The organism is Aureibaculum sp. 2308TA14-22 (assembly GCF_040538665.1).
Lineage (GTDB): Bacteria > Bacteroidota > Bacteroidia > Flavobacteriales > Flavobacteriaceae > Aureibaculum.
On record NZ_JBEWXT010000001.1, the window covers coordinates 878,673 to 902,758 of the forward strand.

Below are 24,086 nucleotides of genomic sequence, written 5' to 3' on the forward strand. Positions count from 1 at the left end.
ATGCTTTAAACTTTTGAAAAAATAGATCTTTTATTTTGCAGCATCACGCATATATGCAGAAAGTGCTTGTAATTCTTCAGGTTTCATATCTTTTACAAAACTGTCAAGATTTCCCTTCATAATAGCTACTTGACCTGGGTCAGTATCTACAATTGGGTCAGCATTACCTTTTAAAAATTGAACAATATTACCTTTTTTTTCATCATAAATTTCTATAATGTTTTTTACTGAAGGACCGGCAGTTTTACTATCAATGGCGTGACAAGCAACGCATGTTTTTTCAGTAAACAATTTTTTACCCATGGCTATTTGAGCGTCTTTATCAGAAGCTGCATCGGTAGAAGTTGTTTCTTTCACTTCCTCTTTTACAGTTTCAACATCCTTTTTAACTTCTTCTTTCTTTTTGTCACCACAACTTGCAACTATCATTGATAGAGCAATAAATAATATTGATAATTTCTTCATAATTTTAGTTTTTAAATTCAAGTGTAAATTTAGTTAAATAATAACTTCTTAACCTTAAAATTCAATAGATATTGCTATACCTTTTATAATTTAGATATATTCTAAATAATTTAGATATAGAATTTTTTGGTTATTAAAATTAATCGTAAAAATTGATTAGATTTGACATCATAAAACACAGCAGATGTTAGAAAGATTAAATATTGTAAAACAACGTTTTGATGAGGTCTCTGATTTAATTATCCAACCAGATATTATCACAGACCAAAAGAGGTATGTAAAACTTAATAAAGAATATAAAGACCTTAAAACGATTGTTGACAAAGGTGAAGAATATAAAACCATATTGAGCAGAGTAGAAGAAGCAAAGGAAATTATCGATGATGGTTCTGATGCTGAAATGACCGAAATGGCAGAAATACAATTAAGTGAAGCTTCAGAGAAATTAGAGAAGTTAGAAGCGGATATAAAACTTATGCTAATACCTAAAGACCCTGAAGATGCTAAAGATGTAATGGTTGAAATTAGAGCAGGTACTGGTGGAGATGAAGCTAGTATTTTTGCAGGAGATTTATACAGAATGTATACTAAATTCTGTTCTGATAAAGGCTGGAAAACTGAGTTAGTTGATGTTAGTGAAGGTACATCAGGTGGATTTAAAGAAGTTATTTTTAGTATTTCTGGTGAAGATGTATATGGTGATATGAAATTTGAAGCAGGTGTGCACCGTGTACAACGCGTACCACAAACTGAAACTCAAGGTAGAGTTCACACTTCTGCTGCAACGGTAATGGTGTTGCCAGAAGCTGAAGAGTTTGATGTGGAACTCGATATGAAAGATGTAAAAATTATAAGAACTACATCTACAGGGCCAGGCGGGCAAAGTGTAAATACTACGTATTCGGCAATTCAATTGAAACACATTCCTACAGGTATTGAGGCCAAGTGTCAAGATCAAAAATCGCAACATAAAAATTTAGAAAAAGCGATAAAAGTTTTACGCTCTAGACTATACGAAGCGGAATTAGCCAAGAAACAGGCCGAAGATTCTGCTAGACGTAAAAGTATGGTTTCCAGTGGAGATAGATCTGCAAAAATCAGAACTTATAATTATCCGCAAGGTCGTGTTACCGAACATAGAATAGGGTTAACCTTGTATGATCTTAGCAATATTATTAATGGTGATATTCATAAAATTATAGAAGAGTTGAAACTTGCCGAAAACGCTGAAAAGCTGAAAGAATCGGGCGAAGTACTTTAAATTTAAGGTTTTGTTGGCTTTGGTTAATTATTGTGTTTGTTTAAATACTAACGCATATAAATTATTCGTTTAATTTGAATACATTACCATAAGATTAAAACCCGATTTACTAATTTTACACTACAATTGTTAAAAGCAATGAATTTTAAAGGTTTAAAAAAGAAAACAGCCAATCAATATTATCAAAAACAATTAAAAAGATTACAAAGTACAAACGATAATGTTCCAAATAAGATTAATAAAATTGGCGTGTTGGCCGATTCGCGATTATTTGGGGGCTATGATATTTCTAGAAACTTGAGCCAAAAATTAAAAATGCCTCATAAAAGTTTAGAAATTATCATTTTTGAAAACCTTAAAGACGATTTTGTTACACAGCATTACAATACATTTTCAGAAAAAGATTTGGGTATGTATGGTAAGCCAAAAGCACCAAACGTAGTTGATTTTGTAAATGAGGATTACGATATGTTAATTAATTACTGTAACCACACTAGTGTTTACACAAACATATTGACAATGCGTTCTAGGGCAAAATTTAAAGTAAGTTTTGCTAATGAAGAATTACAAAATTTGTATGATTTTACCATAGCTGTCGAGGGTAATAAAATTGATGTTTTTAACGATGAATTGGCAAAGTATTTACAGATTTTTAATTTAATAGAATGACGGAATTTTATGGTACAGGCGTAGCCTTGGTAACTCCTTTTAAAGCAGATAAATCTGTTGATTTTGATGCATTAAAAAGACTGATTAATTTTCAGATTGATAACGGCATTGATTACTTAGTAGTTTTGGGGACTACTGGAGAGCCTGCAACCTTATCAAAAGAAGAAAAGCAAAAAGTAATCAGCACGGTTGTAGAGGTTAATAACGGAAAATTGCCTTTGGTTATAGGAATTGGTGGCAATAATACGCAATCTGTGATAAATGAAATTCAACAATCGGATTTGTCAGCCTTTGATGCCATTCTTTCTGTTTCTCCATATTACAATAAACCCACACAAGAAGGCATTTATCAGCATTTTAAAGCGATTGCGACAATAAGTCCTAAACCATTAATATTATACAACGTACCAAGTAGAACAGGAGCAAATATGACTCCGGAAACAGTTTTAAGATTGGCTTCAGACTTTTCCAATATTATTGGTGTAAAGGAGGCAGCCGGTAGTATGGATCAGGCGTTTCGATTGTTGCAAAATAAACCTGAAGACTTTTTGGTTATCTCTGGTGATGATATGGTAGCGTTACCAATGACCTTAACAGGAGGGGCTGGCGTTATATCTGTAATCGGACAGGGTATTCCCAGTGATTTTTCTAAGATGATAAAATTGGCTTTAGAAGGAAAAACCAAAGAGGCTTCAGGTTTACATTTTAAACTAATGGATAGTATTGATTATATTTTTGAAGAAGGAAACCCTGCAGGTATCAAAGCTCTGTTAAAAAAACGTTCAATTTGCGAACCTTTTGTAAGGCTACCACTAGTTGAAGCAAGTTATGAATTACAAGAAAAAATTAGTACCTTTATCAACGAATATTAATTAACTAAAAGAGATAAATAATGTTGATAAAAGAAGTTGAAAAAGCATTAAATGAACAGATAACCGTTGAAGCGGAATCCTCTCAGATCTATTTAGCAATGGCATCTTGGGCCGAGGTAAAAGGACTGGAAGGTGTTGCTGAATTTATGTACGCCCAATCTGATGAAGAAAGAATGCACATGCTTAAGTTGGTTAAATATATAAATGAAAGGGGTGGTCACGCTAAAATTTCTCAATTAAAAGCACCACCATCTTCATTCGGATCGTTTAAAGAAATGTTTGAAACTTTATTTAAGCACGAAGTTCACGTTTCCAAAAGTATTAATGATTTGGTACACATTTGCTTAGAAGTAAAAGACTATGCTACTCATAACTTTTTGCAATGGTATGTAGCCGAACAAATTGAAGAGGAAGCGGTAGCTAGAACAATTCTTGATAAAATTAACCTTATTGGTAATGACAAAGGAGGGTTGTATCTATTTGATAACGATATAAAACAACTCACCGTACAATCTTCAGTTCAAATAGAACCTTAGTACTAGGTACTTTGTACTATTAACATATTTTTAGTAATCGTAAACTTAACATTTAGCTAACAAATTTTACATTTGTTTTTTATTATTAATGGCTACATCTTAAGCTATTAAAAAATAGTTTTTATTAATTAGTTTTAAATAAGTACTTTTGCAAAATGTTTAGAATAAAACAACTTGGTTTATTAGTAGTAATTGGCTTGACCTTTACAGCGTGTAGCGAATACCAAAAGGTGTTGAATAAAGGCACAACTCAAGATCAATATAAAATGGCTACTCAGTTATTTGAAGAGGGCAAATACAATAAATCCATTAACTTATTTGAAAAGGTAATTCCTAAATATGGTGCCAAACCACAAATGGAACGTATACAGTTTATGGTTGGTGAAGCAAATTACAAAACTAAAAGTTACGAATTGGCTTCTTATTATTTTGAACGATTTATCGGTAATTATCCTTCGAGTTCAAAAATTGAAGAAGCTACATTTTTAGCAGCACATAGTTATTACTTATCTTCTCCAAAAGCAAGTAGAGATCAAGCAAATACCCATAAAGCGTTAACAGCCCTTCAAAATTTTATTGATAAATTTCCGCAATCGGATAAACTTGAAGAAGCTAATAAATATTATGATGAGTTAGCTACTAGGTTAGAAAAGAAACAATTTAATATTGCTAAACAATACTATATAACACAAAAGTACCAAGCTGCTATTATGGCGTTCGATATTTTTATTGAAGATAATTTTGGTACTGAATTCAAGGAGGAAGCATTGGCATATAAGTTTTTGTCAGCTTATGAATTAGCAACAAATAGTGTTATAACAAAAAAAGAAGAGCGTATTGAAAACGCAATAGCTTCTTATAATAGATTGGAAAAGAGTTTTCCTGAATCTAAACGATTAAAAGATTTTTCTTCTAAATCAGAAGATTTAAATAAAGAATTAGAAAAAACAAAAGAATTATACGCTAAATATACAGACAATGGATTATAAAAATTCTGAAGCACCTATTACTACTGTAACTTATGATAGGTCTAAAATTGAAGAACCAACTCATAATATTTATGAGTCTATTTCAATTATGGCGAAAAGAGCAAACCAGATTAATGAAGACCTTAAAAAGGAATTGATTGATAAATTAGAGGAGTTTGCTACACATAATGATAGCTTAGAAGAAGTTTTTGAAAATAAAGAACAAATTGAAGTTTCTCGGTTTTATGAAAAACTACCTAAACCTACTGCAATTGCAGTTGAAGAATGGTTAGATGGCGATATTTATTATAGAAATCCTGAAGAAGAAACTGAACCTAAGGAATAATGTCGGTTTTAAGCGGTAAAAAAATACTGTTGGGGGTAACCGCAGGAATTGCTGCTTACAAAACCACCTATTTGGTTAGACTTTTTATAAAAGCAGGAGCTCATGTTAAGATAATTATGACTCCTGCTTCTAAAGATTTTGTTACTCCGCTTACACTTTCTACACTTTCTAAAAATCCGGTTTATTCTACTTTTTACGATAAAGAAGAGGAAAACGAACTGTGGAACAACCATGTTGAATTAGCCCTTTGGGCAGATTATTTTATAATTGCCCCTGCAACTGCAAATACCTTGTCAAAAATGACAAATGGTAGTTGCGATAATTTGTTATTGGCGACTTATTTATCGGCTAAATGTAAAGTCTATTTTGCTCCAGCAATGGATCTAGACATGTACAAACACTCATCCACCAAAGAAAACTTACAAAAATTAGAGAGTTTTGGTAATGTTATGATTCCCGTTGAAAGTGGCGAGTTGGCAAGTGGCTTAGAAGGTGAAGGTAGGATGGCGGAGCCAGAAAACATCCTTGCGTTTATTGAAAAAGATATACTTTCAGGTTTGCCGTTACACAATAAAAAAGTAGTGATAACAGCTGGTCCTACACATGAAGCTATTGATCCTGTACGATTTATTGGTAACCATTCCTCTGGTAAAATGGGTTTTGAACTGGCTAAGGAAGCTGCAAATTTGGGAGCTGAGGTTATTTTAATTTCTGGACCGTCCAATGAAACCGTAAATCATTCGTTAATACAGAGAATAGATGTTACAAATGCTGAGGAAATGTATAATGCAGTGCATCAATATTATGCATCTTGCGATATAGCAATTTTATCTGCTGCTGTAGCTGATTTTAAACCTAGTAAATTGGCATCGGATAAAATTAAGAAAAAAGATGCTGAATTAAGCCTAAAGTTAGTGCCGACAAAAGATATTTTAGCTTCTTTGGGAAAAGCAAAAGAAAATCAATTTTTGGTTGGTTTTGCCTTAGAGACTTCTAATGAGTTGGAAAATGCAAAAGGGAAGTTAAAACGAAAAAATTTAGATTTAATAGTGTTGAATTCTCTAAACGACGAAGGAGCGGGTTTTAAAAAAGCGACAAATAAAATAACTATTATTGATACTAATGATAACTGTCAAAAGTTTGACACGAAGTCGAAAACAGAAGTGGCTAAAGATATTTTTAATGAAATACTCAAAAAATATAATGCGTAGTTTATTGTTTATTTTAGTTTTATGTTCGTTTTTAAAAATTAACGGGCAAGAATTGAATGCCTTAGTAATTGTAAATTCTGAGCAAATACAAAACAGTAATAAGCAATTGTATGATAATCTTCAGGCTTCAATTTCAGAGTATCTTAATAATACAAAATGGACCGATAAAAGTTATAAACCGCAAGAGCGGGTAAGTTGTGCCATTACGTTGACAATTTTAGAACAGCCATCTTCAAATGAATTTAAGGGTAATATTTCTATTGTAGCTTCAAGACCTGTTTACAACTCTACATATCAAACCCCAATTTTTAATTATAGGGACAATAATTTAACGTTTAATTACACCGAATTTCAAAACTTGATATACAACGAAAATAGTTTTGAATCTAATTTGGTTTCAATTCTTACTTTTTATGTGTATACCGTTTTAGGTATTGATGCGGATACATTTGAACTTAATGGTGGTGAAGAGTATCATAAAAAAGCTGAAAAAGTGGTTAATTTAGCTCAACAAGGTGGTTTTTCTGGTTGGAACAGAATTGATGGTAATAATACTAGATATCAGTTGAATGAAAATTTATTATCGCCTACTTATAAAGCCTACAGAACGGCTATGTACAATTATCATTTAAATGGATTAGATATGATGAACGATGATAAAAAGAAAGCCAAAACCAATATTAGCGATGCCGTTCTCACTTTAAATACCATTTACAATACGCGGCCAAATGCATTTTTATTGCGTGTTTTTATGGATACTAAATCTGATGAAATTGCTGATATATTTTCAGGTGGCCCACGTATAAATGCGGTTAAACTTAAAGAGACTTTACTTAAAATTTATCCCACATATAGTGATAAATGGGATAAGATTAAAATTTAATGTTATTTAAAAAGGGAAAAATTTAATAACTTTACAGCATACCCTTTTATAAATAAGTAATTTGAATTTTAAATCAGCTTCAAAAAAACTTCTATGTTGTTGTCTAATACTAGTTCTAAGTAGTTGTGGCAATAACCAAAAGAAAGATGAGCCTACGGTACAAGCTTCCAAACAGCCAAATGTTGTATTTATTGCAGTTGATGATCTGCGACCTGAACTAGGTAGTTATGGGAACGCTGTTGTTAAATCGCCCAATATTGATAAACTGGCTTCAGAGGGTATGGTTTTTACAAATCATTATGTACAAGTACCCACCTGTGGAGCTTCTAGGTTTAGTCTTTTAACAGGTCTTAGGCCTAAAAAGAAAAGTCATTTGTCAAACAATGTATTTGTAGCCGAAATTGCAAATAAGCAAGAATCTGAACTGCCAGAATCTTTTGTGCACCAATTAAAAAGAAATGGATATTATACTGTTGGTATTGGTAAAATAAGCCATTCTGTTGATGGTTTGGTTTATGGTTATGAGGAAACTCCATCAACAAAGAAAGAAATGCCATACAGTTGGGACGAATTTCTTTTTGACAGTGGGATATGGAAAACAGGGTGGAACGCCTTTTTTGGATATGCTGATGGAGAAAACCGACAGAGTTTAAAGAAGCAAGTTAAGCCCTATGAAGCGGGTAAAGTTGATGATGACGGTTACCCCGATGGATTGACAGCGAACTTAGCGATTGCTAAATTAAAAGAATTAAAAAACAAAGAACAACCTTTTTTTCTGGGTGTAGGTTTTTTTAAGCCTCATCTGCCGTTTAACGCTCCAAAAAAGTACTGGGATTTATACGACAGGGAAGAAATACCATTGTCAACAAATCCGTATATACCTAAAGGTGTTGATTTGGAAAGCCTACAAAACAGTGGCGAATTTAAAAGTTATCAGTTATCTGATGAAAAACCCAGTTTGAATAATCAATTGAGTGATGATTATGCAAAAAAAATAAACCATGCCTATTATGCGGCAGTAAGCTATGTAGATGCACAAATTGGAAAGGTGCTCAATCAAATAAAAAGCCTTAACCTTGATCAAAACACTATCATTATTCTTTGGGGCGACCATGGGTGGCATTTGGGAGATCATTTAGTTTGGGGAAAACACACCTTGTTCGAAAGAGCATTAAAAAGTCCGTTGATTATAAAAGTACCCAATAGAAAAAGTGGAAAAACCCTCACAATTAAAGAAACGGTTGATATTTATCCTACAATTTTAGAATTATGTAATATCAATTTGCCACATAATGTGGATGGTGAAAGTTTTGCAACTATTTTTGAGAAAGACAAGGACATGAATAAAGATGATGTAGCCTATAGTTATTTTAAAAATGGTATTTCTATGCGAACCCAACAATATCGTTTGACCAAATACTATAGAAAACAAAAACCCGTAGTTGAACTTTACGATCATGAAAATGATTCATTAGAAACAAAAAATATAGCCAAAGAAAATCCCAAAGTTGTGCAAGAATTATTGCCTTTGCTAGAACAAGGAAACACTGGTTTGTATAAATAGACACATGAAACATATTATTTTTATAGTAACAGTACTGTTTTACATTTATTTACCTGCTCAAGAATTAATTAGGTTCGAAGTGGAAAGCGGAGCATATAATCGTACAGATTGTCCAGTTGCTGTTACTTCATTACCTAAAGAAGTCCTTACTATAGCTGATAATTTGCAATTGATTGAACTTTCCAATGATAGAATAGTGTTGGATATGCAAATAAATAAAGAAACAGGGGAGCTGTGGTTTATTTTGAACGGGTTTACTCCTAAAAATACAGTACGTCAATTTGCTCTTATAAAAAGAAGGAAAAAGTTATCTGCTCAGCAAATCAATTTACAGACTATTAATGGAGGGTTGCAATTATCCTATAAAAAACAACCAATTTTAAATTACCAATATAAAATGGTTTATCCTCCTAAAGGTATAGACTCCCTATATAAAAAATCAGGATTTATTCACCCCTTATGGACACCAGAAGGAGAAGTGCTGACCAGGATTCACCCACCAGATCATTATCATCATTATGGAATTTGGGGGCCATGGACTAAAACTAAAATTGATAATCGTCATGTAGATTTTTGGAATTTAGGTGAAGGACAGGGTACCGTATTGTTTAAAGATTTTTTAAATAAAACTCAAGGTGATATTTATACGAGCTTTACCGCATTACAAGAGCATATTGATTTTGGTGCTACTGATAAAAATAGTGTAGCCATTAATGAAAACCTTGAAATACGAGCTTGGAATTTAGGCGATAACAAACCTTGGTTAATTGACTACACTACCAAAATCAATAGCCCATTAAAAAATGGAATTCTTTTAGATGCGTATCGTTACGGTGGAGGAATAGGATTTAGAGCTACAGAGTTGTGGAACAAAGACAATACTAGAGTACTCACTTCTGAAAAAAAAGACCGTAGTAATGCTGATGGAACTTCGGCTAGCTGGGCAATTATTGAAGGTGCAACCAACAAAAAATCAGGCAAAGGTGGAATCCTTTTTATGAGTCATAAAGAAAACAAACATTTTCCCGAACCTATGCGAGTGTGGCCTATAGATGCTAATGAAGGAAGGGGTGACATGTTTTTTGAATTTTGTCCTATTCGTCATAAAGATTGGAAGCTTGAAAGTCAAAAAACATACAGTTTAAAATACAGAATGCTTATATTTGATGGTACTTTAAGTGTTGAGCAGGCTGAAATAGCATGGCACGGCTTTGTCAATCCACCAAAAATTAATATAATTTCTAAGAAATAGAAAAATTTAATCATGAAAAAAATAGTACTCCTAGTTTTATGTGTTTTTGCCATAATAAATATGTATGCACAAGATGAAAAGCATGTATTGATTTATACCAAAAACGGAAAAGGTTTTGTCCATAAAAATATTCCCAATAGCATCAAAGCATTAAAAGAAATTTGTAAGGCTGAAAATATTAAAGCTGAAGCAAGTGAAGACCCTACTCTTTTTACAGATGAAAATTTAAAAAAATACGATGCCATTATTTTCTCCAATGCAAATAATGAAGTATTTGATACTGATGCACAAAAAGAAGCTTTTCAAAAATACATTAAGAATGGCGGTGGTTATGTTGGTATTCACTCTTCAAATGCGGTTGAAAGAGATTGGCCTTGGTATTGGGCTTTGGTTGGAGGTAAATTTGTGCGACATGCTCCTCACCAAGAGTTTGACGTAGCAATAATTGATGAAGACCATCCTTCGACTGAGTTTTTGCCCGAGGTATGGAAAGTAGATGATGAATGCTATTATTCCAATAATTTAAATCCGAATATAAATGTGTTGCTCGCGGCTGATTTAAGAACGGTTGAGGATAAGCATAAAGTAGAATACCCAAATGACATTTTTGGTGATTATTTTCCACTGTGTTGGACAAATAAATTTGAAGGTGCTAGGCAGTGGTACACTGCACTGGGACATGACGCAGAAACCTATGACGACCCAACTTTTAGAAAACACCTTAGAGGTGGAATACTTTGGGTATTAAAAATTGAAGAATAGAAAAAGTAAAAATAATACGAAAAATACAGAACCATAAAAAAACACAATGCAAAGAAGAAATTTTATAAAAAAAACATCAGTAGCCGGAGCGGCAACATTTTTAGCACCAACCATTTTACCTTCAGGTATACTTGGAAAGACCACGGCAAACAAAAAAATTAATATTGGTCAGATAGGCTGTGGACGAATAGCTAGAGATCATGATATGCCTGGTGTAATGCAATATGATAACGCTCGTTTAATTGCTGTTTGTGATGTCGATAGTAATCGTATGAAGGATGCAAAAGAATTAGTTGAAAACTATTACCGCAAAAAAACGGGTAGTAATAAAGCTGTGGATGTTAAGATGTACGGTGACTATAAGGATATGTTGAAAAACAAGGACATTGATGCTGTTGTAATTAGTACGCCAGACCATTGGCATTCGCAACCCGCTATTGAAGCTGCGTTAGCTGGAAAAGATGTTTATTTGCAAAAACCCACCTCATTAACCCTAGAAGAAGGAAGGTTATTAAGTGATATAATTCAAAAGAAAGGATCTATTTTGCAAGTAGGTACGCAACAACGTTCTATGCCTCAATTCAGAATTGCAGCTGAATTAGTAAGAAATGGTAGAATTGGAAAACTGCATACGGTAAAGGTAGGATTGCCTGGAGATCCTTCAGGACCTGAAGCACCTAAAATGCCAGTACCCTCAAATTTGAATTATGACATGTGGTTAGGGCAAACCCCCTTAATGGATTATACGGAAATTGGTGTGCATCCACAACAAGGATATGGCAGGCCGGGTTGGCTAAGAATAGAGCAATTTGGTGCAGGAATGATTACAGGTTGGGGGCAGCATCATTACGATTCTGCAGCTTGGGGTATGGATACCGAATTAACCGGACCAATTTCTATTGAAGCTATAGCTGAATTCCCAAAATCAGGATTGTGGAGCGTTCATGGCGATTTTATGGCAAAAGCAGAATATAAAAACGGAATAACCATGTACACCAGTGGCGGTTATACTAACGGTATTAAATATATAGGTACTGATGGCTGGGTATTTGTATCGCGTGGTGCTTATACGGCATCTGCATCTGATCCCGTTGCAAAAGAAAAAAGTTCAAAAGCGTTATCAGCTAGCGATCCAAAAATATTGGAATCCGTTATTGGCTCTAATGAAATTCATCTATATAAAAGCGATGAACAACATGGCAATTGGTTAGAGTGTATTGAAAGTAGAAAAGCTCCAATCTCACCAGTAGAAATTGGACATAGAGCCTGCTCGGTTTGCTTAATAACGCATATTGCTATGAAATTAGGAAGAAAATTAAATTGGAATCCAGATACCGAGAGATTCCTTAATGATGACGAAGCGAATAAGATGTTATCACGTCCGCAACGTAAACCTTATGGTGTAAACAATATAAAAGGTATTTAAAAATGAAGTTTGATAAGTATCTGCTAATACTATTTTTTTTAGTTTTTCTTTCTTGTAAGAATGATAAACAACATATGGATAAACACTCAAATAATGAAGTTTTAGAAAAAGAAAGAGAAGTGACCTTAATTACGTTGAATCCGGGTCACTTTCACGCCGCTTTGGTTCAAAAGTCTATGTATAGTGGAGTTAATGATACCGTATATGTTTATGGGCCTGAAGGAAGTGATATAGATAATCATTTAAAACTAATTGATGGGTTTAATGATCGTGAAAAGAATCCTACAAATTGGACAGAAGAGGTTTACCGTGGTAGTGATTTTCTAAAAAAGATGATTGAAGAAAGAAAGGGAAATGTGATGGTTGTTTCGGGTAAAAACAATAAGAAAATAGATTATATTAATGCTGCCATTGATGCTGATATCCATGTCTATGCAGATAAACCTTTAGTAATAAATCCTGAAGGGTTTTTGGAATTAGAAGAGGCTTTTAAAAGGGCTCAATCTAAAGAGTTATTGATTTACGATGTAATGACGGAACGGTTTGAAATTACTACAATTTTGCAAAGAGAACTTTCTATGATTTCTGAAGTTTTTGGAACATTAATAGATGGTACGCCTGAAAATCCTGCCATTACAAAAGAAAGTGTACATCATTTTTCAAAAAATGTTGCTGGTAAGCCGTTGATTAGACCCGCTTGGTTTTTTGATACTGAACAACGTGGACAAGGCTTGACTGATGTTTCTACTCATTTAGTTGATCTAATTCAGTGGGAAGCTTTTCCAAATCAAACCCTAAAGAAATCCGATATTGAAATATTGAATGTGAAACATTGGGCTACAACGTTGAGCATAGAAATGTTTAAAAAAGTTACGGGAGCAAACGATTATCCAGAATATTTAACTAAAGATGTTGAAGGGGATAAACTTAAAATTTATTGCAATGGCTCTATACTTTATAAAATAAAAGGAAAAGTTGCCAAAACGTCTGTAATTTGGGATTTTGAAGCTCCTAAAGGAGCTGGTGATACACATTATAGTATAATGAGAGGTACAACTTCCGATTTAATTATTAAACAGGGAACTGAAGAAAATTATAAGCCGCAGCTCTATGTTAAGCGAAACGAAAATACGGACAAAGCCGACTTTGAAAACCAATTAAAAAAGGCTATTGGCGTTACTTTGGGCAAAAAATATTCTGGATTGGAATTAAAACCTATCGATGATTTTACGTACGCGGTGAATGTACCCGATAAATACAAAATCGGGCATGAAGCACATTTTGAACAGGTAACCAAAAACTTTTTAAAATATTTAAAATCAGGCACTATGCCTAAATGGGAAGTGCCCAATATGATTGTAAAATACTACACAACGACCGAGGCTTTAAAACGAGTTGAAAGTGAAAAAAAAGTAGATTGATTCAATAATTAAATCTTTGAAAAAGAGAAATCATTTCGGAATAATACTCAATAATAAAGTCAATAAAAAAGGCTTTGTAAAAAAGATTTTATCTGGCGATGCTCCCAATCAGTTAGCATTTTTTAATAAACAAAGAGGAATATTGTTTTCTGATTTGGCAATTGCCGATTTTATTGAAAAAGAACATAAACATCATACTATTGAAATAACACAATCAGAAAATAGACAATTAAAAACATTTTCTTCAGGCGAACGGCGTAAAGCCTATTTGGAGTATTGCTTAAATCAAGATCCTGATTATATTATTTTTGATAACCCTTTTGACCACTTAGACCATCAATCGCGAATAGATTTGTCAAATAGGCTATTAGAATTGTCCAAAACTATTTCAATAATTCAATTGACTAATCGTAAAGAAAGTTTCTTGCCATTTATAAATAACAAGTGGCTCATTGAAGACAATTCCTTTCAGTTATCCGAAATTAACGAAGTCGCACAGGTAATACAGAATACTTTTAAATCTGACGTTCCAAGTTCGTTATTGTCTTTTAATGAGCAATGTAAAAGCATCGTAAAATTTGATAAAGTTTCGGTCAGTTATGACGAAAAGCCCATCATTAGAGACATTACTTGGGAAGTTAAGAAAGGGGAGTTTTGGCAATTAATTGGCCCAAATGGTTCTGGAAAAAGTACTATTTTATCATTAATTACCGGCGATAATCCGAAAGCTTACGGTCAAAACATTACTATTTTTGACAAAAAGAAAGGTAGTGGAGAGAGTATTTGGGATTTAAAAAAGAAGATAGGTCATTTTTCTACCAATTTAACGGAGTTATTTAAAAGAAACCATACTGTTAATCAAATGATTTTATCTGGATTCTATGATTCTATTGGATTATACAGAGAACCATCGGATTTACAGCAACAAAAAGTAGCACAATGGCTTGAGGTTATTAAAATGAGTCATTTAAAAAACACGTACTTTAATAGTTTAACATTAGGGCAACAACGCTTAATTCTAATTGTTAGAGCCTTGGTAAAACAACCTCCGTTATTAATATTAGATGAGCCTGTAGAAGGTCTAGACCAAGAGAATGCAAAGTTGGTAACGCAATTAATAAATACCTTAATTAATAGTACTAAAATAACCGTACTTTATGTTTCTCATACTGTTGAAAAATCATTGTTTCCAACTAATATTTACGAACTAATTCCATCTAAAAATGGTTCAATCGGGCAATTAAAATTTTAGTTATTCAATAAAAAAGACTTAATTTTGGTCAAGATTTCAAGCATTTGACCTAAAGAGTAATTAATTAGAGTACATTAGTATTAAAACAGATTAACATCACTTATGTTAGCATCATTATCCATTAAAAATTATGCCTTAATTGATTATTTGGAAGTAGATTTTCAAAAAGGCTTCTCAATTATTACTGGAGAAACGGGTGCTGGAAAATCAATCCTTTTAGGAGCATTGGGGCTTATTCTGGGTAAACGAGCAGACTTATCAAGCCTAAAAAACGAAGAGGAAAAATGTATAATTGAAGGTGAATTTTTTATTGATAAATTCAATTTAAAATCTTTTTTTGAGGGACACGATTTAGACTTTGAACCACAAACTATCATTAGACGTGAAATTTTACCGAGTGGAAAATCACGTGCCTTTATTAATGATACACCAACAACACTTTCTGTATTAACCGATCTTAGCGATAAATTGATTGATGTACATTCGCAGCATCAAACATTGCAATTGGCAAATAATGCTTTTCAGTTTTTGGTAATTGATGCTTTGGCGGATAATTCAAAGACCTTAATTTCTTACAAGAAAGGTTTGGTGCTTTATAAAAAACTAAATAAAGAACTAGAAGAAATAGTAAACCGTCAAACGGAAGCTCAAAGTCAACACGATTATAATTCTTTTCTGCTGAATGAATTAATTGATGCTGATTTTAAAGTAGATGAGCAGGAGTTTTTAGAAGAAACGTTAGAAAAACTGAATAATGTTGAAGAAATTAAATTACTCTTAACAGAAGCTAAGCAGTTGGTTGATATTGAAGAGGTTGGCCTAAGTGATAGCTTACAAAAATATGCTGGTATTTTTCAAAAATTGAGGAAGTACAGCAAAGTATATGAAAATTTATCAGAACGGGTTGCAAGTTTAAAAATTGACTTTGAAGATATTTCAAACGAATTGGAGAACAGTAACGATGGTATAGATTACAGTCCTCAGGAAATTGAAAAATATAATGATCGACTTCAGTTGCTGTACAATTTGCAAAAAAAGCACCAAGTAAATACCATTCAAGATTTATTAGAGAAAAAACAAATTTTAGAAGTAAAAGTAAGTGCCGTTGAAAATGCAGATGAAATTGTAAAGTTAAAACAAAGTGAAATTTTAGAAGTAGAAAAACAGTTAAATTCAAGTTCGGAAATTTTACATAGCAACAGAAAGAAAGCAATTCCAGAATTAATTAAACAATTGGAGGCGTTACTGAATAAATTAGAAATGCCTAATACTTCTTTTAGAATTAACCTTAAAAAAAGCGAAACCTTTTTTGGTAATGGTAAAGATGAACTGGAATTTTTAATTTCCACAAATAAAGGGAGTAGTTTTGAAACCTTGAAGAAAATTGCTTCTGGTGGTGAAATGTCCAGAATTATGTTAGCGGTAAAATCCATTTTATGTAATTATTCCAGTTTACCCACTATAATTTTTGATGAGATAGATACTGGTGTTTCGGGCGAAGTTTCAAATAGAATAGCTACTGTTATGTCAGCAATGAGTAAAGAGATGCAAGTTATTGCCATTACACATTTGCCTCAAATTGCAGCAAAAGGAAAATATCATTTTAAAGTGTATAAAACGGATAAGGATAAAAAAACTTCTACTAACATAAAACAGTTATCTGAAGCGGAAAGAATTCAGGAATTGGCAGAGATGCTGAGCGGAAAAGATATTGCAGAGACTGCCGTTGTACATGCAAAACAATTACTAGATCAATAATGCATAGTATTGATTTAAAATATTCATTAATTTTGTAAAACCTTAAAAAATCTAAATATGTATAACTTATTAAAAGGAAAACGAGGAATTATTTTTGGTGCTTTAGATGAAAATTCCATAGCTTGGAAAACTGCTGAAAGAGCTCACGAAGAAGGTGCAAAATTTGTCTTGACCAACGCCCCAATCGCTATGCGAATGGGCGAAATTAATAAGTTAGCTGAAAAAACAGGTTCTGAAATTATACCAGCTGATGCCACTTCATTAGAAGATTTAGAAAATTTAGTTACAAAATCTACCGAAATTTTAGGCGGAAAACTAGATTTTGTATTGCATTCTATTGGAATGTCTGTAAATGTCAGAAAAAAAATACATTACACAGAATCAAATTACGATTTTACTACCAAAGGTTGGGATGTTTCAGCAGTTTCATTCCACAAAGTAATGAACATTTTATATAAACAAGATGCAATGAACGAATGGGGTTCTATTGTTGCATTAACGTATATGGCGGCACAACGTGTTTTTCCCGATTATAATGATATGGCAGACAACAAAGCCTATTTAGAATCCATTGCCAGAAGTTTTGGTTACTTTTTTGGAACTGACAAAAAAGTAAGGGTTAATACTATTTCACAATCACCTACTCCAACTACCGCAGGGCAGGGTGTTAAAGGCTTTGATGGTTTTATTGCATATGCCGAAAAAATGTCACCATTAGGTAATGCTTCTGCCCAAGATTGTGCAGATTATACCATTTCTTTATTTTCTGATTTGACAAAGAAAGTAACATTGCAAAATTTGTTTCATGATGGAGGTTTTTCTAATATGGGTGTTAGTCAGTCAGTTATGGATTATTTTATGAAGGAATAATCGTTTGATAAACCCTTTATTAGTTGCTTTTTTACAATTATCATTTTTATTGCATTTTTTTATAATTTTTTAAGAAAATATGCGTTATCAGGTATTATCAACCTATCAAAAAATGAAATGATGAAAGGAAAAACTACATACGGATTAATAATCGCGTTTTTCTTAGTGTTTACAGGATTATCGCAAGTGAATGCAAGCGAATTTGCTCCACCTGCTAATGACGATTGTGCCAATGCTATAACTTTAACAGTAAATACAGATTATTTATGTGGAACTGTTACTGCAGGAACATTGGTAGATGCTACTGCATCTTCTTTGGCATCTGATGGTGCCACAGGTAGTTGTCCTAGTGTTGCTACAAAAGCTAATGATGATGTATGGTTTAAGTTTGTTGCTACAGACGCATCACATAAAGTTCAACTATCGAATATAGCTGGTAGTACTTCTGACTTATATATGAATGTTTTTAACGGAGGAGTATCCGGTAATTGTCCAACCACGGCTTCTGATACGCCAATTTATTGTAGTGATCCAGAAAGTGTTGATTTAAGCAGTCTTACAGCTGGTAATACCTATTTTATTAGAGTTTACAGTAATTCAACTGCCAGTGGTGCTACTACAACTTTTGATGTTTGTGTAGGTACAATGCCATCTGCACCAACTAATGACGATTGTGCTAATGCTGATGTAATCAGTAGTTTACCACACAATGCAAATTACGACGCCACTTCTGCAACAAATAATGCTGGTTTTATCTCAGCTACCGGCTGCGTAGATATGAACGACGGTGTTTGGTTTAAAATGATAGGTGATGGAGGTAATATTACAGTAACGGCAGCTCCTAGTTCTTGGGATTTAGGAATAACTGTTTACACAGGGTCTTGTGGTACTTTTACTTGTGTTGATGATAGTAATATTGGTACGATAGACGTTATTGAAAGTGTAACTTTCGCCTCAACGAATGGTACAACTTATTATATTAATATAGCATATCCAAGTGGAACAGTAGATAATTCTGAAGGAACTTTTGATCTTGCTATAACATCTTCGACCTTATCAATTGATAAAATTTTGGATAAAGGATTTACCTATTACCCAAACCCGGTTGATAAAGTATTAAAAATGAGAGCTAATGAGAATATTCAACAAGTTAGTTTATATTCTATTTTAGGAAAAGAAATTATGCGAGTAAATCAGAATGATGTACAAGCTGATTTAAATTTAAATAATTTACCTGCAGGAACTTATTTTGTAAAAGCTTATGTTGGAGGTAGTAGCGGAACATTTAAAATCCTTAAAAAATAATTACATTTAAATTATATTCTAAAAGCTCTCAATTTGAGGGCTTTTTTTATACCTATAATTTACAATTGCATTTCTTACCTTTGAGCTTTAAAAAATGATTAATTGAATCTTAACTTTTCTATAATAATTCCAGTTTATAATCGTCCAGATGAACTTGACGAACTATTGTCGAGCATTGCTTCACAACATTTTAAAGAAGATTTTGAGGTATTAGTTATAGAAGATGGTTCTAATTTAACTGCTAAACATATTGTTGATAGTTTTAAGGATGCATTTGATATTAACTATTTAACCAAAGACAATTCAGGCCCAGGCTTAAGCAGGAATTTTGGTATGCAACATGCCAACGGCAATTATTTTATCATTTTAGATTCAGACTGTATTTTACCAGAAAACTATCTAGCAATTGTTTCAGATAGACTTTCTAATAGTTTTACAGATGCTTATGGAGGTGCGGATGCAGCACATACATCTTTTACCAAAATTCAAAAAGCAATAAATTATGCCATGACTTCTGTTTTAACCACAGGAGGACTTAGAGGAAATAAAAACTTAAAAAAATTCCAACCCCGAAGTTTTAATATGGGATTGTCTAAAAGAGCTTTTGAAAAAACAGGAGGTTTTAACGCTATGCGTTTCGGTGAGGACATCAACCTTACTTTTAGGTTGTGGGAAAACAATTTTGAAACTCAATTCATTGAAGAAGCCTATGTTTACCATAAGAGAAGAGTTAGCTGGAAAAGTTTTTTTAAACAAACTTTTAATTTTGGTGCTGCAAGACCTATCTTAAATAAATTGCACCCAAACACAGCCAAAATAACGTATTGGTTTCCAAGTGTTTTTGTAATTGGCTTTATTCTATCAACAATTGGTCTACTTTTTAATTTTAAATGGTTTATTTCTTTATTCTCAATTTATTTAATACTTATTTTATTAGACTCCTTTATTAAAAGCAAGAATATAGTCGTTGCGTTTTTAAGTATTTGGGCAACATTGGTAATGTTTTTTGGTTATGGTTTAGGTTTTTTACGTTCTAAGGTTAAATTATTAGTGGGTAAATCACCAAAACAAGCTTTCCCAGAGATGTTTAGATAATAGTTAAAAGCATAACTAAATAATGAATTTGGTTTATGTTTTTTGTACTTTTAACCACTAACTACAAACAGAAAAATAGAACCACTCAAAGATGCAATACGCAAAAAACATATTAGAGACTATTGGTAATACACCACTGGTAAAATTGAATACTATAACTCAGGAAGTTGATGCTTTGGTATTGGCCAAAGTGGAAACTTTTAATCCGGGAAATTCAGTAAAAGACAGGATGGCGGTTAAAATGATTGATGATGCCGAAGTAGATGGAAGGTTAAAACCTGGAGGAACAATAATTGAAGGTACATCTGGTAATACTGGTATGGGCTTAGCGTTGGCTGCTATTGTTAGAGGTTACAAATTAATCTGTGTAATAAGCGATAAGCAATCCAAAGAAAAAATGGATATTTTACGTGCCGTAGATGCAGAAGTTATCGTTTGTCCTACCAATGTAGAGCCTGAAGATCCTCGTTCTTATTATTCCGTATCTAAAAGATTAGCTACCGAAACCCCAAATTCTTGGTATGTAAACCAATACGATAACCCTTCAAATAGTTTGGCTCATTACGAGCAAACCGGACCAGAAATTTGGGAGCAAACGGATGGTAAAATAACACATTTTGTGGTTGGTGTAGGTACAGGAGGAACCATTTCTGGAGTTGGTAAATTCCTTAAAGAGAAAAACTCTAATATAAAAATTTGGGGAGTAGATACGTACGGATCAGTTTTTAAAAAATATCACGAAACAGGTGTTTTTGATGAGAATGAGATTTATCCTTACATAACTGAAGGTATCGGTGAAGACATTCTACCAGAAAATGTAAATTTTGATATCATCGATGGTTTTACAAAAGTTACGGATAAAGATGCTGCCGTTTTTACTAGAAAATTAGCAAAAGAAGAGGGCATTTTTTGTGGTAATTCTGCAGGTTCCGCAATAAAGGGATTACTTCAATTTAAAGAGCATTTTAAACCTGAAGATGTTGTTGTGGTATTGTTTCACGATCATGGTAGTCGTTATGTGGGGAAAATGTTTAATGATGATTGGATGCGAGAACGCGGCTTTTTAGATGAAGAAATTACCACGGCAATAGATTTAATTAAGGACAGATTGAGCAGTCAGCTCATTACTGCAAAAACTGAAGAGCTGGTCTCTCATGCTATAGAAAGAATGCGTAAGCATGATATTTCTCAAATCCCTGTTGAAGACCAAAATGGATTTGTAGGCTCAATAGATGAGAGCGATCTGTTCAAACTCTATTTTGAAGATAAAAATATAGCGGACAAACCTATAAAAGCCGTAATGCGAAAAGCGTTTCCTATTGTAAAAAAAGACGCACCAATTGATAAAATTTCTAATCTAATAAACAAGGATAATAAAGCTGTTCTAGTTGATTTAGATAATGGAAGCTATCAAATTATTACCAAATATGATGTAATTTCAGCCATACATTAACTCAAAATATAGTACCATGAAAACAAACCTTATCAAAATTCTATGTATCAACTTTTTGCTACTGACAAGTTTTAGTTTTGCTCAGAAACTATCCAAAAACGAAAAGAAGCTTTTAAAAACAATAGAAACAAATAACACTGATGCGATTACTTTTCTAAAAAAAGTAGTGAACATTAATAGTGGTACAATGAACCATGATGGAGTAAAAAAAGTAGGTATGGTCTTCAAAGAAGCCTATGAAAACATTGGGTTCAATACAAGTTGGATAGACATGTCTGAAGTTAACCGTTCTGGGCATTTATTTGCGGAATCTTCTCCTAAAAAGGTAAAAGGCAAAAAGTTATTGTTAATAGGACATCTAGATACTGTTTTTGAAGAAGATAGCGAGTTTCAAGAATTTACGATGGTAAATGACAGTATAGCCCATGCACCGGGAGGCAATGATATGAAAGGTGGTGATGTGATTATGTTATATGCCCTAAAAGCCTTGGCAGATAATGGATTGTTAAAGAATGCTCAAATAATAGCAGCTTATACAGGTGACGAAGAGAGTAGTGGAAAACCTATAAGTATCAGTAGAAAAGATTTAGTTGAAGCTGCTAAACGAAGCGATATTGCCTTGGGTTTTGAAACGTCAACTGGTTTTAACAATGCCACAGTAGCTAGAAGAGGTTCTTCTGGTTGGAAGGTTGAGGTTTCTGGTAAGCGTGCACATTCCTCAGGTGTTTTTAACGAGCGGGTAGGTGCAGGTGCTATTTTTGAAATTTCAAGGATTTTAAATGAATTTTATACCAAAGTAAAGGGAGAACAGTACCTAACTTTTAATCCAGGTGTGATTTTGGGTGGCACAACACTCAACTTAGATGAAGCACTGAGCAAAGGCTCGGCTTTTGGGAAAAGTAATGTTGTGGCTCAAATGGCCTATGTTAGTGGAGGGCTACGTTTTATCTCTGAAGAACAAAAGGAGAACGCAAGGGAAAAAATGCGAGAAATTGTTGCCAACAACTTACCACATACTTCTGCTAAAATTAGTTTTACGGATAGCTATCCCGCTATGGGACCAACAGAGGGTAACCATAAATTATTACAAGTTTTAGATCAGGTAAGTAAAGATTTGAACCAAGGTGGAGTAGAAGCCTATGATCCGGGTAGAAGAGGAGCGGCGGATGTTTCTTTTGTTGCAGAATATGTAGATTGCCTTGACGGATTGGGTACGATGGGTAATGGTGCACACACTCCGAATGAGACGGTAAACCTAAACACTATTGAAGATTTGACCAAAAGGACGGCAATTCTTATTTATAGGTTGATTAACCAGAAATAATCAATGTTTAAAGAAGATTTTTTACACTATATATGGAAATATAAATTATTTTCAACAGAAAAATTACTGACTACCCAAAAAGAACGTGTTGTAATACTAAATAGTGGAGAACATAACTTTAATTCAGGCTCTGATTTTTTTAATGCTAAACTAGAAATAGATAATCAACTTTGGGCGGGTAATGTAGAGATTCACATAAAATCTTCTGATTGGTATGTACATGGTCATGAAAAAGACAGTAATTACGACAATACCATTTTACATGTAGTTTGGCAGCACGATATTAATGTATATAGAAAAGACAATAGTGTAATCCCAACTTTAGTTCTAGAAAGCTATATCCAAAAAGATATATTAAACAACTATCTACAATTATTCTCGTCTCAACGTAAATGGATTAATTGTGAAAATGATATAAATAACATTAATGAATTTCAATTTTCTAATTGGCTAGAAAGACTATATATTGAAAGGTTAGAAGAAAAATCTAAGTTAATTAAAAGGTTGCTTTTAGATTCTAAAAACGATTGGGAAGCCGTATTATTTAAAATGTTAGCTAAAAACTTTGGGCTTAAAGTAAACGGGGATGCCTTTTTTAACCTTGCCAATCAGTTGGAGTATAGTGTTATTAGAAAACAATCGCATAGCTTAATCGCTTTGGAAGCCTTGTTGTTCGGACAAAGTAATTTATTAGATGAAGATATTCAGGATTCTTATTATATTGATTTGCAGACAGAATATAATTTCTTAAAATCCAAATATCAATTAACTAACAATGAGAATATAGCTGTTCAATTTTTTAGGTTAAGACCTAACAATTTTCCGACAATTCGTATTGCTCAATTGGCAGCTTTATTTAGTCAGAAGCAAAACCTATTTTCTAAAATTATAGCGGTTTCTAACGTAAAAGAGTATTATGAAATTTTTGATATTTCAGTCTCTAGTTTTTGGAAAACACATTATTCATTCACATCTCAGTCAAAAAAGAGTCAAAAAAAACTCACTAAACCTTTTATTGATTTATTATTAATAAATACAATCATTCCATTGAAATTCATGTATTTAAAATCTATTGATAAATTAAATGAAACAGAGATAATAGACATCGTTACGGAGTTAAAACCCGAAAAAAACAGTATTATTGATAAATTTAATCAATTAGGTGTAACATCTAAATCTTCATTAGAAACACAAGCATTGCTGCAGCTAAAGAATAATTATTGTGAAAAACAAAAATGCTTGGAATGTGTTGTAGGTAAAAGCTTAATCAGTAAAAATTGCAATTAAAAAAGTATTGAAACCCCTATATTCAGGGATTGTATTTTCACGGGAAAGTGTCATTTTGGACTTTCACTTCTAGCATAGATTTGTAGTATCAAAAAACCTACAACTA

The 24,086-nt window shown here is 32.9% G+C and carries 22 protein-coding genes; 21 read left to right on the top strand and 1 reads right to left on the bottom strand.

The window, feature by feature from the left end:
- Positions 1-30: 30 nt before the first annotated feature.
- Entirely contained in the window at positions 31-465 is a 435-nt protein-coding gene (locus U5A88_RS03920; protein ID WP_354203944.1) for a c-type cytochrome, read from the bottom strand.
- A 184-nt stretch (positions 466-649) separates the two neighbouring features.
- Between U5A88_RS03920 and prfA the strand changes: the two genes are divergently transcribed.
- The 21 genes from prfA to U5A88_RS04025 all read left to right on the top strand — a co-directional run bounded on the left by prfA (position 650) and on the right by U5A88_RS04025 (position 23,980).
- Positions 650-1,726 carry a peptide chain release factor 1 gene (gene prfA / locus U5A88_RS03925; RefSeq protein ID WP_354203946.1) on the top strand — a complete coding sequence of 359 codons (1,077 nt, stop codon included), beginning with the start codon at positions 650-652 and terminating at the stop codon, positions 1,724-1,726.
- 138 nt (positions 1,727-1,864) lie between these two features.
- Positions 1,865-2,395: a DUF6913 domain-containing protein gene (locus U5A88_RS03930; RefSeq protein WP_354203948.1), complete on the top strand. Its 531-nt coding sequence runs from the start codon at positions 1,865-1,867 to the stop codon at positions 2,393-2,395.
- Positions 2,392-3,267 carry a 4-hydroxy-tetrahydrodipicolinate synthase gene (dapA, locus tag U5A88_RS03935; RefSeq protein WP_354203950.1) on the top strand — a complete coding sequence of 292 codons (876 nt, stop codon included), beginning with the start codon at positions 2,392-2,394 and terminating at the stop codon, positions 3,265-3,267. Before U5A88_RS03930 ends, dapA begins: the two co-directional genes overlap by 4 nt.
- 20 nt (positions 3,268-3,287) lie before the next feature.
- Complete coding sequence (locus U5A88_RS03940) at positions 3,288-3,803, top strand: ferritin (RefSeq protein WP_354203951.1); 516 nt, start codon at positions 3,288-3,290, stop codon at positions 3,801-3,803.
- A 155-nt stretch (positions 3,804-3,958) separates the two neighbouring features.
- Positions 3,959-4,792 (top strand): outer membrane protein assembly factor BamD, encoded by an 834-nt coding sequence (locus U5A88_RS03945; protein ID WP_354203953.1) that lies wholly within the window; start codon positions 3,959-3,961, stop codon positions 4,790-4,792.
- Positions 4,782-5,117 (top strand): DNA-directed RNA polymerase subunit omega, encoded by a 336-nt coding sequence (locus U5A88_RS03950; protein ID WP_354203955.1) that lies wholly within the window; start codon positions 4,782-4,784, stop codon positions 5,115-5,117. The genes U5A88_RS03945 and U5A88_RS03950 overlap by 11 nt, the downstream gene beginning before the upstream one ends.
- Positions 5,117-6,328 (top strand): bifunctional phosphopantothenoylcysteine decarboxylase/phosphopantothenate--cysteine ligase CoaBC, encoded by a 1,212-nt coding sequence (gene coaBC, locus U5A88_RS03955; protein ID WP_354203957.1) that lies wholly within the window; start codon positions 5,117-5,119, stop codon positions 6,326-6,328. The genes U5A88_RS03950 and coaBC overlap by 1 nt, the downstream gene beginning before the upstream one ends.
- On the top strand, positions 6,300-7,211 hold the full coding sequence (porD, locus tag U5A88_RS03960) for a type IX secretion system protein PorD (RefSeq protein WP_354203958.1): 912 nt from the start codon (positions 6,300-6,302) through the stop codon (positions 7,209-7,211). Before coaBC ends, porD begins: the two co-directional genes overlap by 29 nt.
- 61 nt (positions 7,212-7,272) lie before the next feature.
- Positions 7,273-8,775, top strand: a complete 1,503-nt coding sequence (locus U5A88_RS03965; RefSeq protein WP_354203959.1) for a sulfatase — start codon at positions 7,273-7,275, stop codon at positions 8,773-8,775.
- A gap of 4 nt (positions 8,776-8,779) precedes the next feature.
- Positions 8,780-10,027 carry a DUF6807 domain-containing protein gene (locus U5A88_RS03970; protein ID WP_354203961.1) on the top strand — a complete coding sequence of 416 codons (1,248 nt, stop codon included), beginning with the start codon at positions 8,780-8,782 and terminating at the stop codon, positions 10,025-10,027.
- Between the two features lie 12 nt (positions 10,028-10,039).
- Complete coding sequence (locus tag U5A88_RS03975; protein WP_354203963.1) at positions 10,040-10,789, top strand: ThuA domain-containing protein; 750 nt, start codon at positions 10,040-10,042, stop codon at positions 10,787-10,789.
- Positions 10,790-10,835: 46 nt separating this feature from the next.
- Entirely contained in the window at positions 10,836-12,215 is a 1,380-nt protein-coding gene (locus U5A88_RS03980; protein ID WP_354203965.1) for a Gfo/Idh/MocA family protein, read from the top strand.
- 74 nt (positions 12,216-12,289) lie between these two features.
- Entirely contained in the window at positions 12,290-13,636 is a 1,347-nt protein-coding gene (locus U5A88_RS03985; protein WP_354203967.1) for a putative oxidoreductase C-terminal domain-containing protein, read from the top strand.
- A 16-nt stretch (positions 13,637-13,652) separates the two neighbouring features.
- The gene (locus U5A88_RS03990; protein WP_354203969.1) at positions 13,653-14,888 is read left to right on the top strand and encodes an ATP-binding cassette domain-containing protein; all 1,236 of its coding nucleotides are present in this window, start codon (positions 13,653-13,655) and stop codon (positions 14,886-14,888) included.
- A gap of 102 nt (positions 14,889-14,990) precedes the next feature.
- Complete coding sequence (recN, locus tag U5A88_RS03995; protein ID WP_354203970.1) at positions 14,991-16,646, top strand: DNA repair protein RecN; 1,656 nt, start codon at positions 14,991-14,993, stop codon at positions 16,644-16,646.
- 57 nt (positions 16,647-16,703) lie between these two features.
- Complete coding sequence (locus U5A88_RS04000) at positions 16,704-17,516, top strand: enoyl-ACP reductase FabI (protein WP_354203972.1); 813 nt, start codon at positions 16,704-16,706, stop codon at positions 17,514-17,516.
- Between the two features lie 117 nt (positions 17,517-17,633).
- On the top strand, positions 17,634-18,821 hold the full coding sequence (locus U5A88_RS04005; protein WP_354203974.1) for a T9SS type A sorting domain-containing protein: 1,188 nt from the start codon (positions 17,634-17,636) through the stop codon (positions 18,819-18,821).
- 102 nt (positions 18,822-18,923) lie between these two features.
- Entirely contained in the window at positions 18,924-19,916 is a 993-nt protein-coding gene (locus U5A88_RS04010; RefSeq protein WP_354203976.1) for a glycosyltransferase, read from the top strand.
- 91 nt (positions 19,917-20,007) lie between these two features.
- The gene (locus U5A88_RS04015) at positions 20,008-21,369 is read left to right on the top strand and encodes a pyridoxal-phosphate dependent enzyme (protein ID WP_354203978.1); all 1,362 of its coding nucleotides are present in this window, start codon (positions 20,008-20,010) and stop codon (positions 21,367-21,369) included.
- Between the two features lie 16 nt (positions 21,370-21,385).
- Positions 21,386-22,693 carry a M20/M25/M40 family metallo-hydrolase gene (locus U5A88_RS04020; protein WP_354203979.1) on the top strand — a complete coding sequence of 436 codons (1,308 nt, stop codon included), beginning with the start codon at positions 21,386-21,388 and terminating at the stop codon, positions 22,691-22,693.
- Between the two features lie 3 nt (positions 22,694-22,696).
- The gene (locus U5A88_RS04025; protein ID WP_354203981.1) at positions 22,697-23,980 is read left to right on the top strand and encodes a DUF2851 family protein; all 1,284 of its coding nucleotides are present in this window, start codon (positions 22,697-22,699) and stop codon (positions 23,978-23,980) included.
- The last annotated feature ends 106 nt before the right edge of the window (positions 23,981-24,086 follow it).

What these genes read in the sequence shown, in the direction of transcription:
- U5A88_RS03920 (WP_354203944.1), bottom strand. Translation starts at nt 465, where the DNA reads ATGAAGAAATTATCAATATTATTTATTGCTCTATCAATGATAGTTGCA.
- prfA (WP_354203946.1), top strand. Translation starts at nt 650, where the DNA reads ATGTTAGAAAGATTAAATATTGTAAAACAACGTTTTGATGAGGTCTCT.
- U5A88_RS03930 (WP_354203948.1), top strand. Translation starts at nt 1,865, where the DNA reads ATGAATTTTAAAGGTTTAAAAAAGAAAACAGCCAATCAATATTATCAA.
- dapA (WP_354203950.1), top strand. Translation starts at nt 2,392, where the DNA reads ATGACGGAATTTTATGGTACAGGCGTAGCCTTGGTAACTCCTTTTAAA.
- U5A88_RS03940 (WP_354203951.1), top strand. Translation starts at nt 3,288, where the DNA reads ATGTTGATAAAAGAAGTTGAAAAAGCATTAAATGAACAGATAACCGTT.
- U5A88_RS03945 (WP_354203953.1), top strand. Translation starts at nt 3,959, where the DNA reads ATGTTTAGAATAAAACAACTTGGTTTATTAGTAGTAATTGGCTTGACC.
- U5A88_RS03950 (WP_354203955.1), top strand. Translation starts at nt 4,782, where the DNA reads ATGGATTATAAAAATTCTGAAGCACCTATTACTACTGTAACTTATGAT.
- coaBC (WP_354203957.1), top strand. Translation starts at nt 5,117, where the DNA reads ATGTCGGTTTTAAGCGGTAAAAAAATACTGTTGGGGGTAACCGCAGGA.
- porD (WP_354203958.1), top strand. Translation starts at nt 6,300, where the DNA reads ATGAAATACTCAAAAAATATAATGCGTAGTTTATTGTTTATTTTAGTT.
- U5A88_RS03970 (WP_354203961.1), top strand. Translation starts at nt 8,780, where the DNA reads ATGAAACATATTATTTTTATAGTAACAGTACTGTTTTACATTTATTTA.
- U5A88_RS03975 (WP_354203963.1), top strand. Translation starts at nt 10,040, where the DNA reads ATGAAAAAAATAGTACTCCTAGTTTTATGTGTTTTTGCCATAATAAAT.
- U5A88_RS03980 (WP_354203965.1), top strand. Translation starts at nt 10,836, where the DNA reads ATGCAAAGAAGAAATTTTATAAAAAAAACATCAGTAGCCGGAGCGGCA.
- U5A88_RS03985 (WP_354203967.1), top strand. Translation starts at nt 12,290, where the DNA reads ATGGATAAACACTCAAATAATGAAGTTTTAGAAAAAGAAAGAGAAGTG.
- recN (WP_354203970.1), top strand. Translation starts at nt 14,991, where the DNA reads ATGTTAGCATCATTATCCATTAAAAATTATGCCTTAATTGATTATTTG.
- U5A88_RS04000 (WP_354203972.1), top strand. Translation starts at nt 16,704, where the DNA reads ATGTATAACTTATTAAAAGGAAAACGAGGAATTATTTTTGGTGCTTTA.
- U5A88_RS04005 (WP_354203974.1), top strand. Translation starts at nt 17,634, where the DNA reads ATGATGAAAGGAAAAACTACATACGGATTAATAATCGCGTTTTTCTTA.
- U5A88_RS04015 (WP_354203978.1), top strand. Translation starts at nt 20,008, where the DNA reads ATGCAATACGCAAAAAACATATTAGAGACTATTGGTAATACACCACTG.
- U5A88_RS04020 (WP_354203979.1), top strand. Translation starts at nt 21,386, where the DNA reads ATGAAAACAAACCTTATCAAAATTCTATGTATCAACTTTTTGCTACTG.
- U5A88_RS04025 (WP_354203981.1), top strand. Translation starts at nt 22,697, where the DNA reads ATGTTTAAAGAAGATTTTTTACACTATATATGGAAATATAAATTATTT.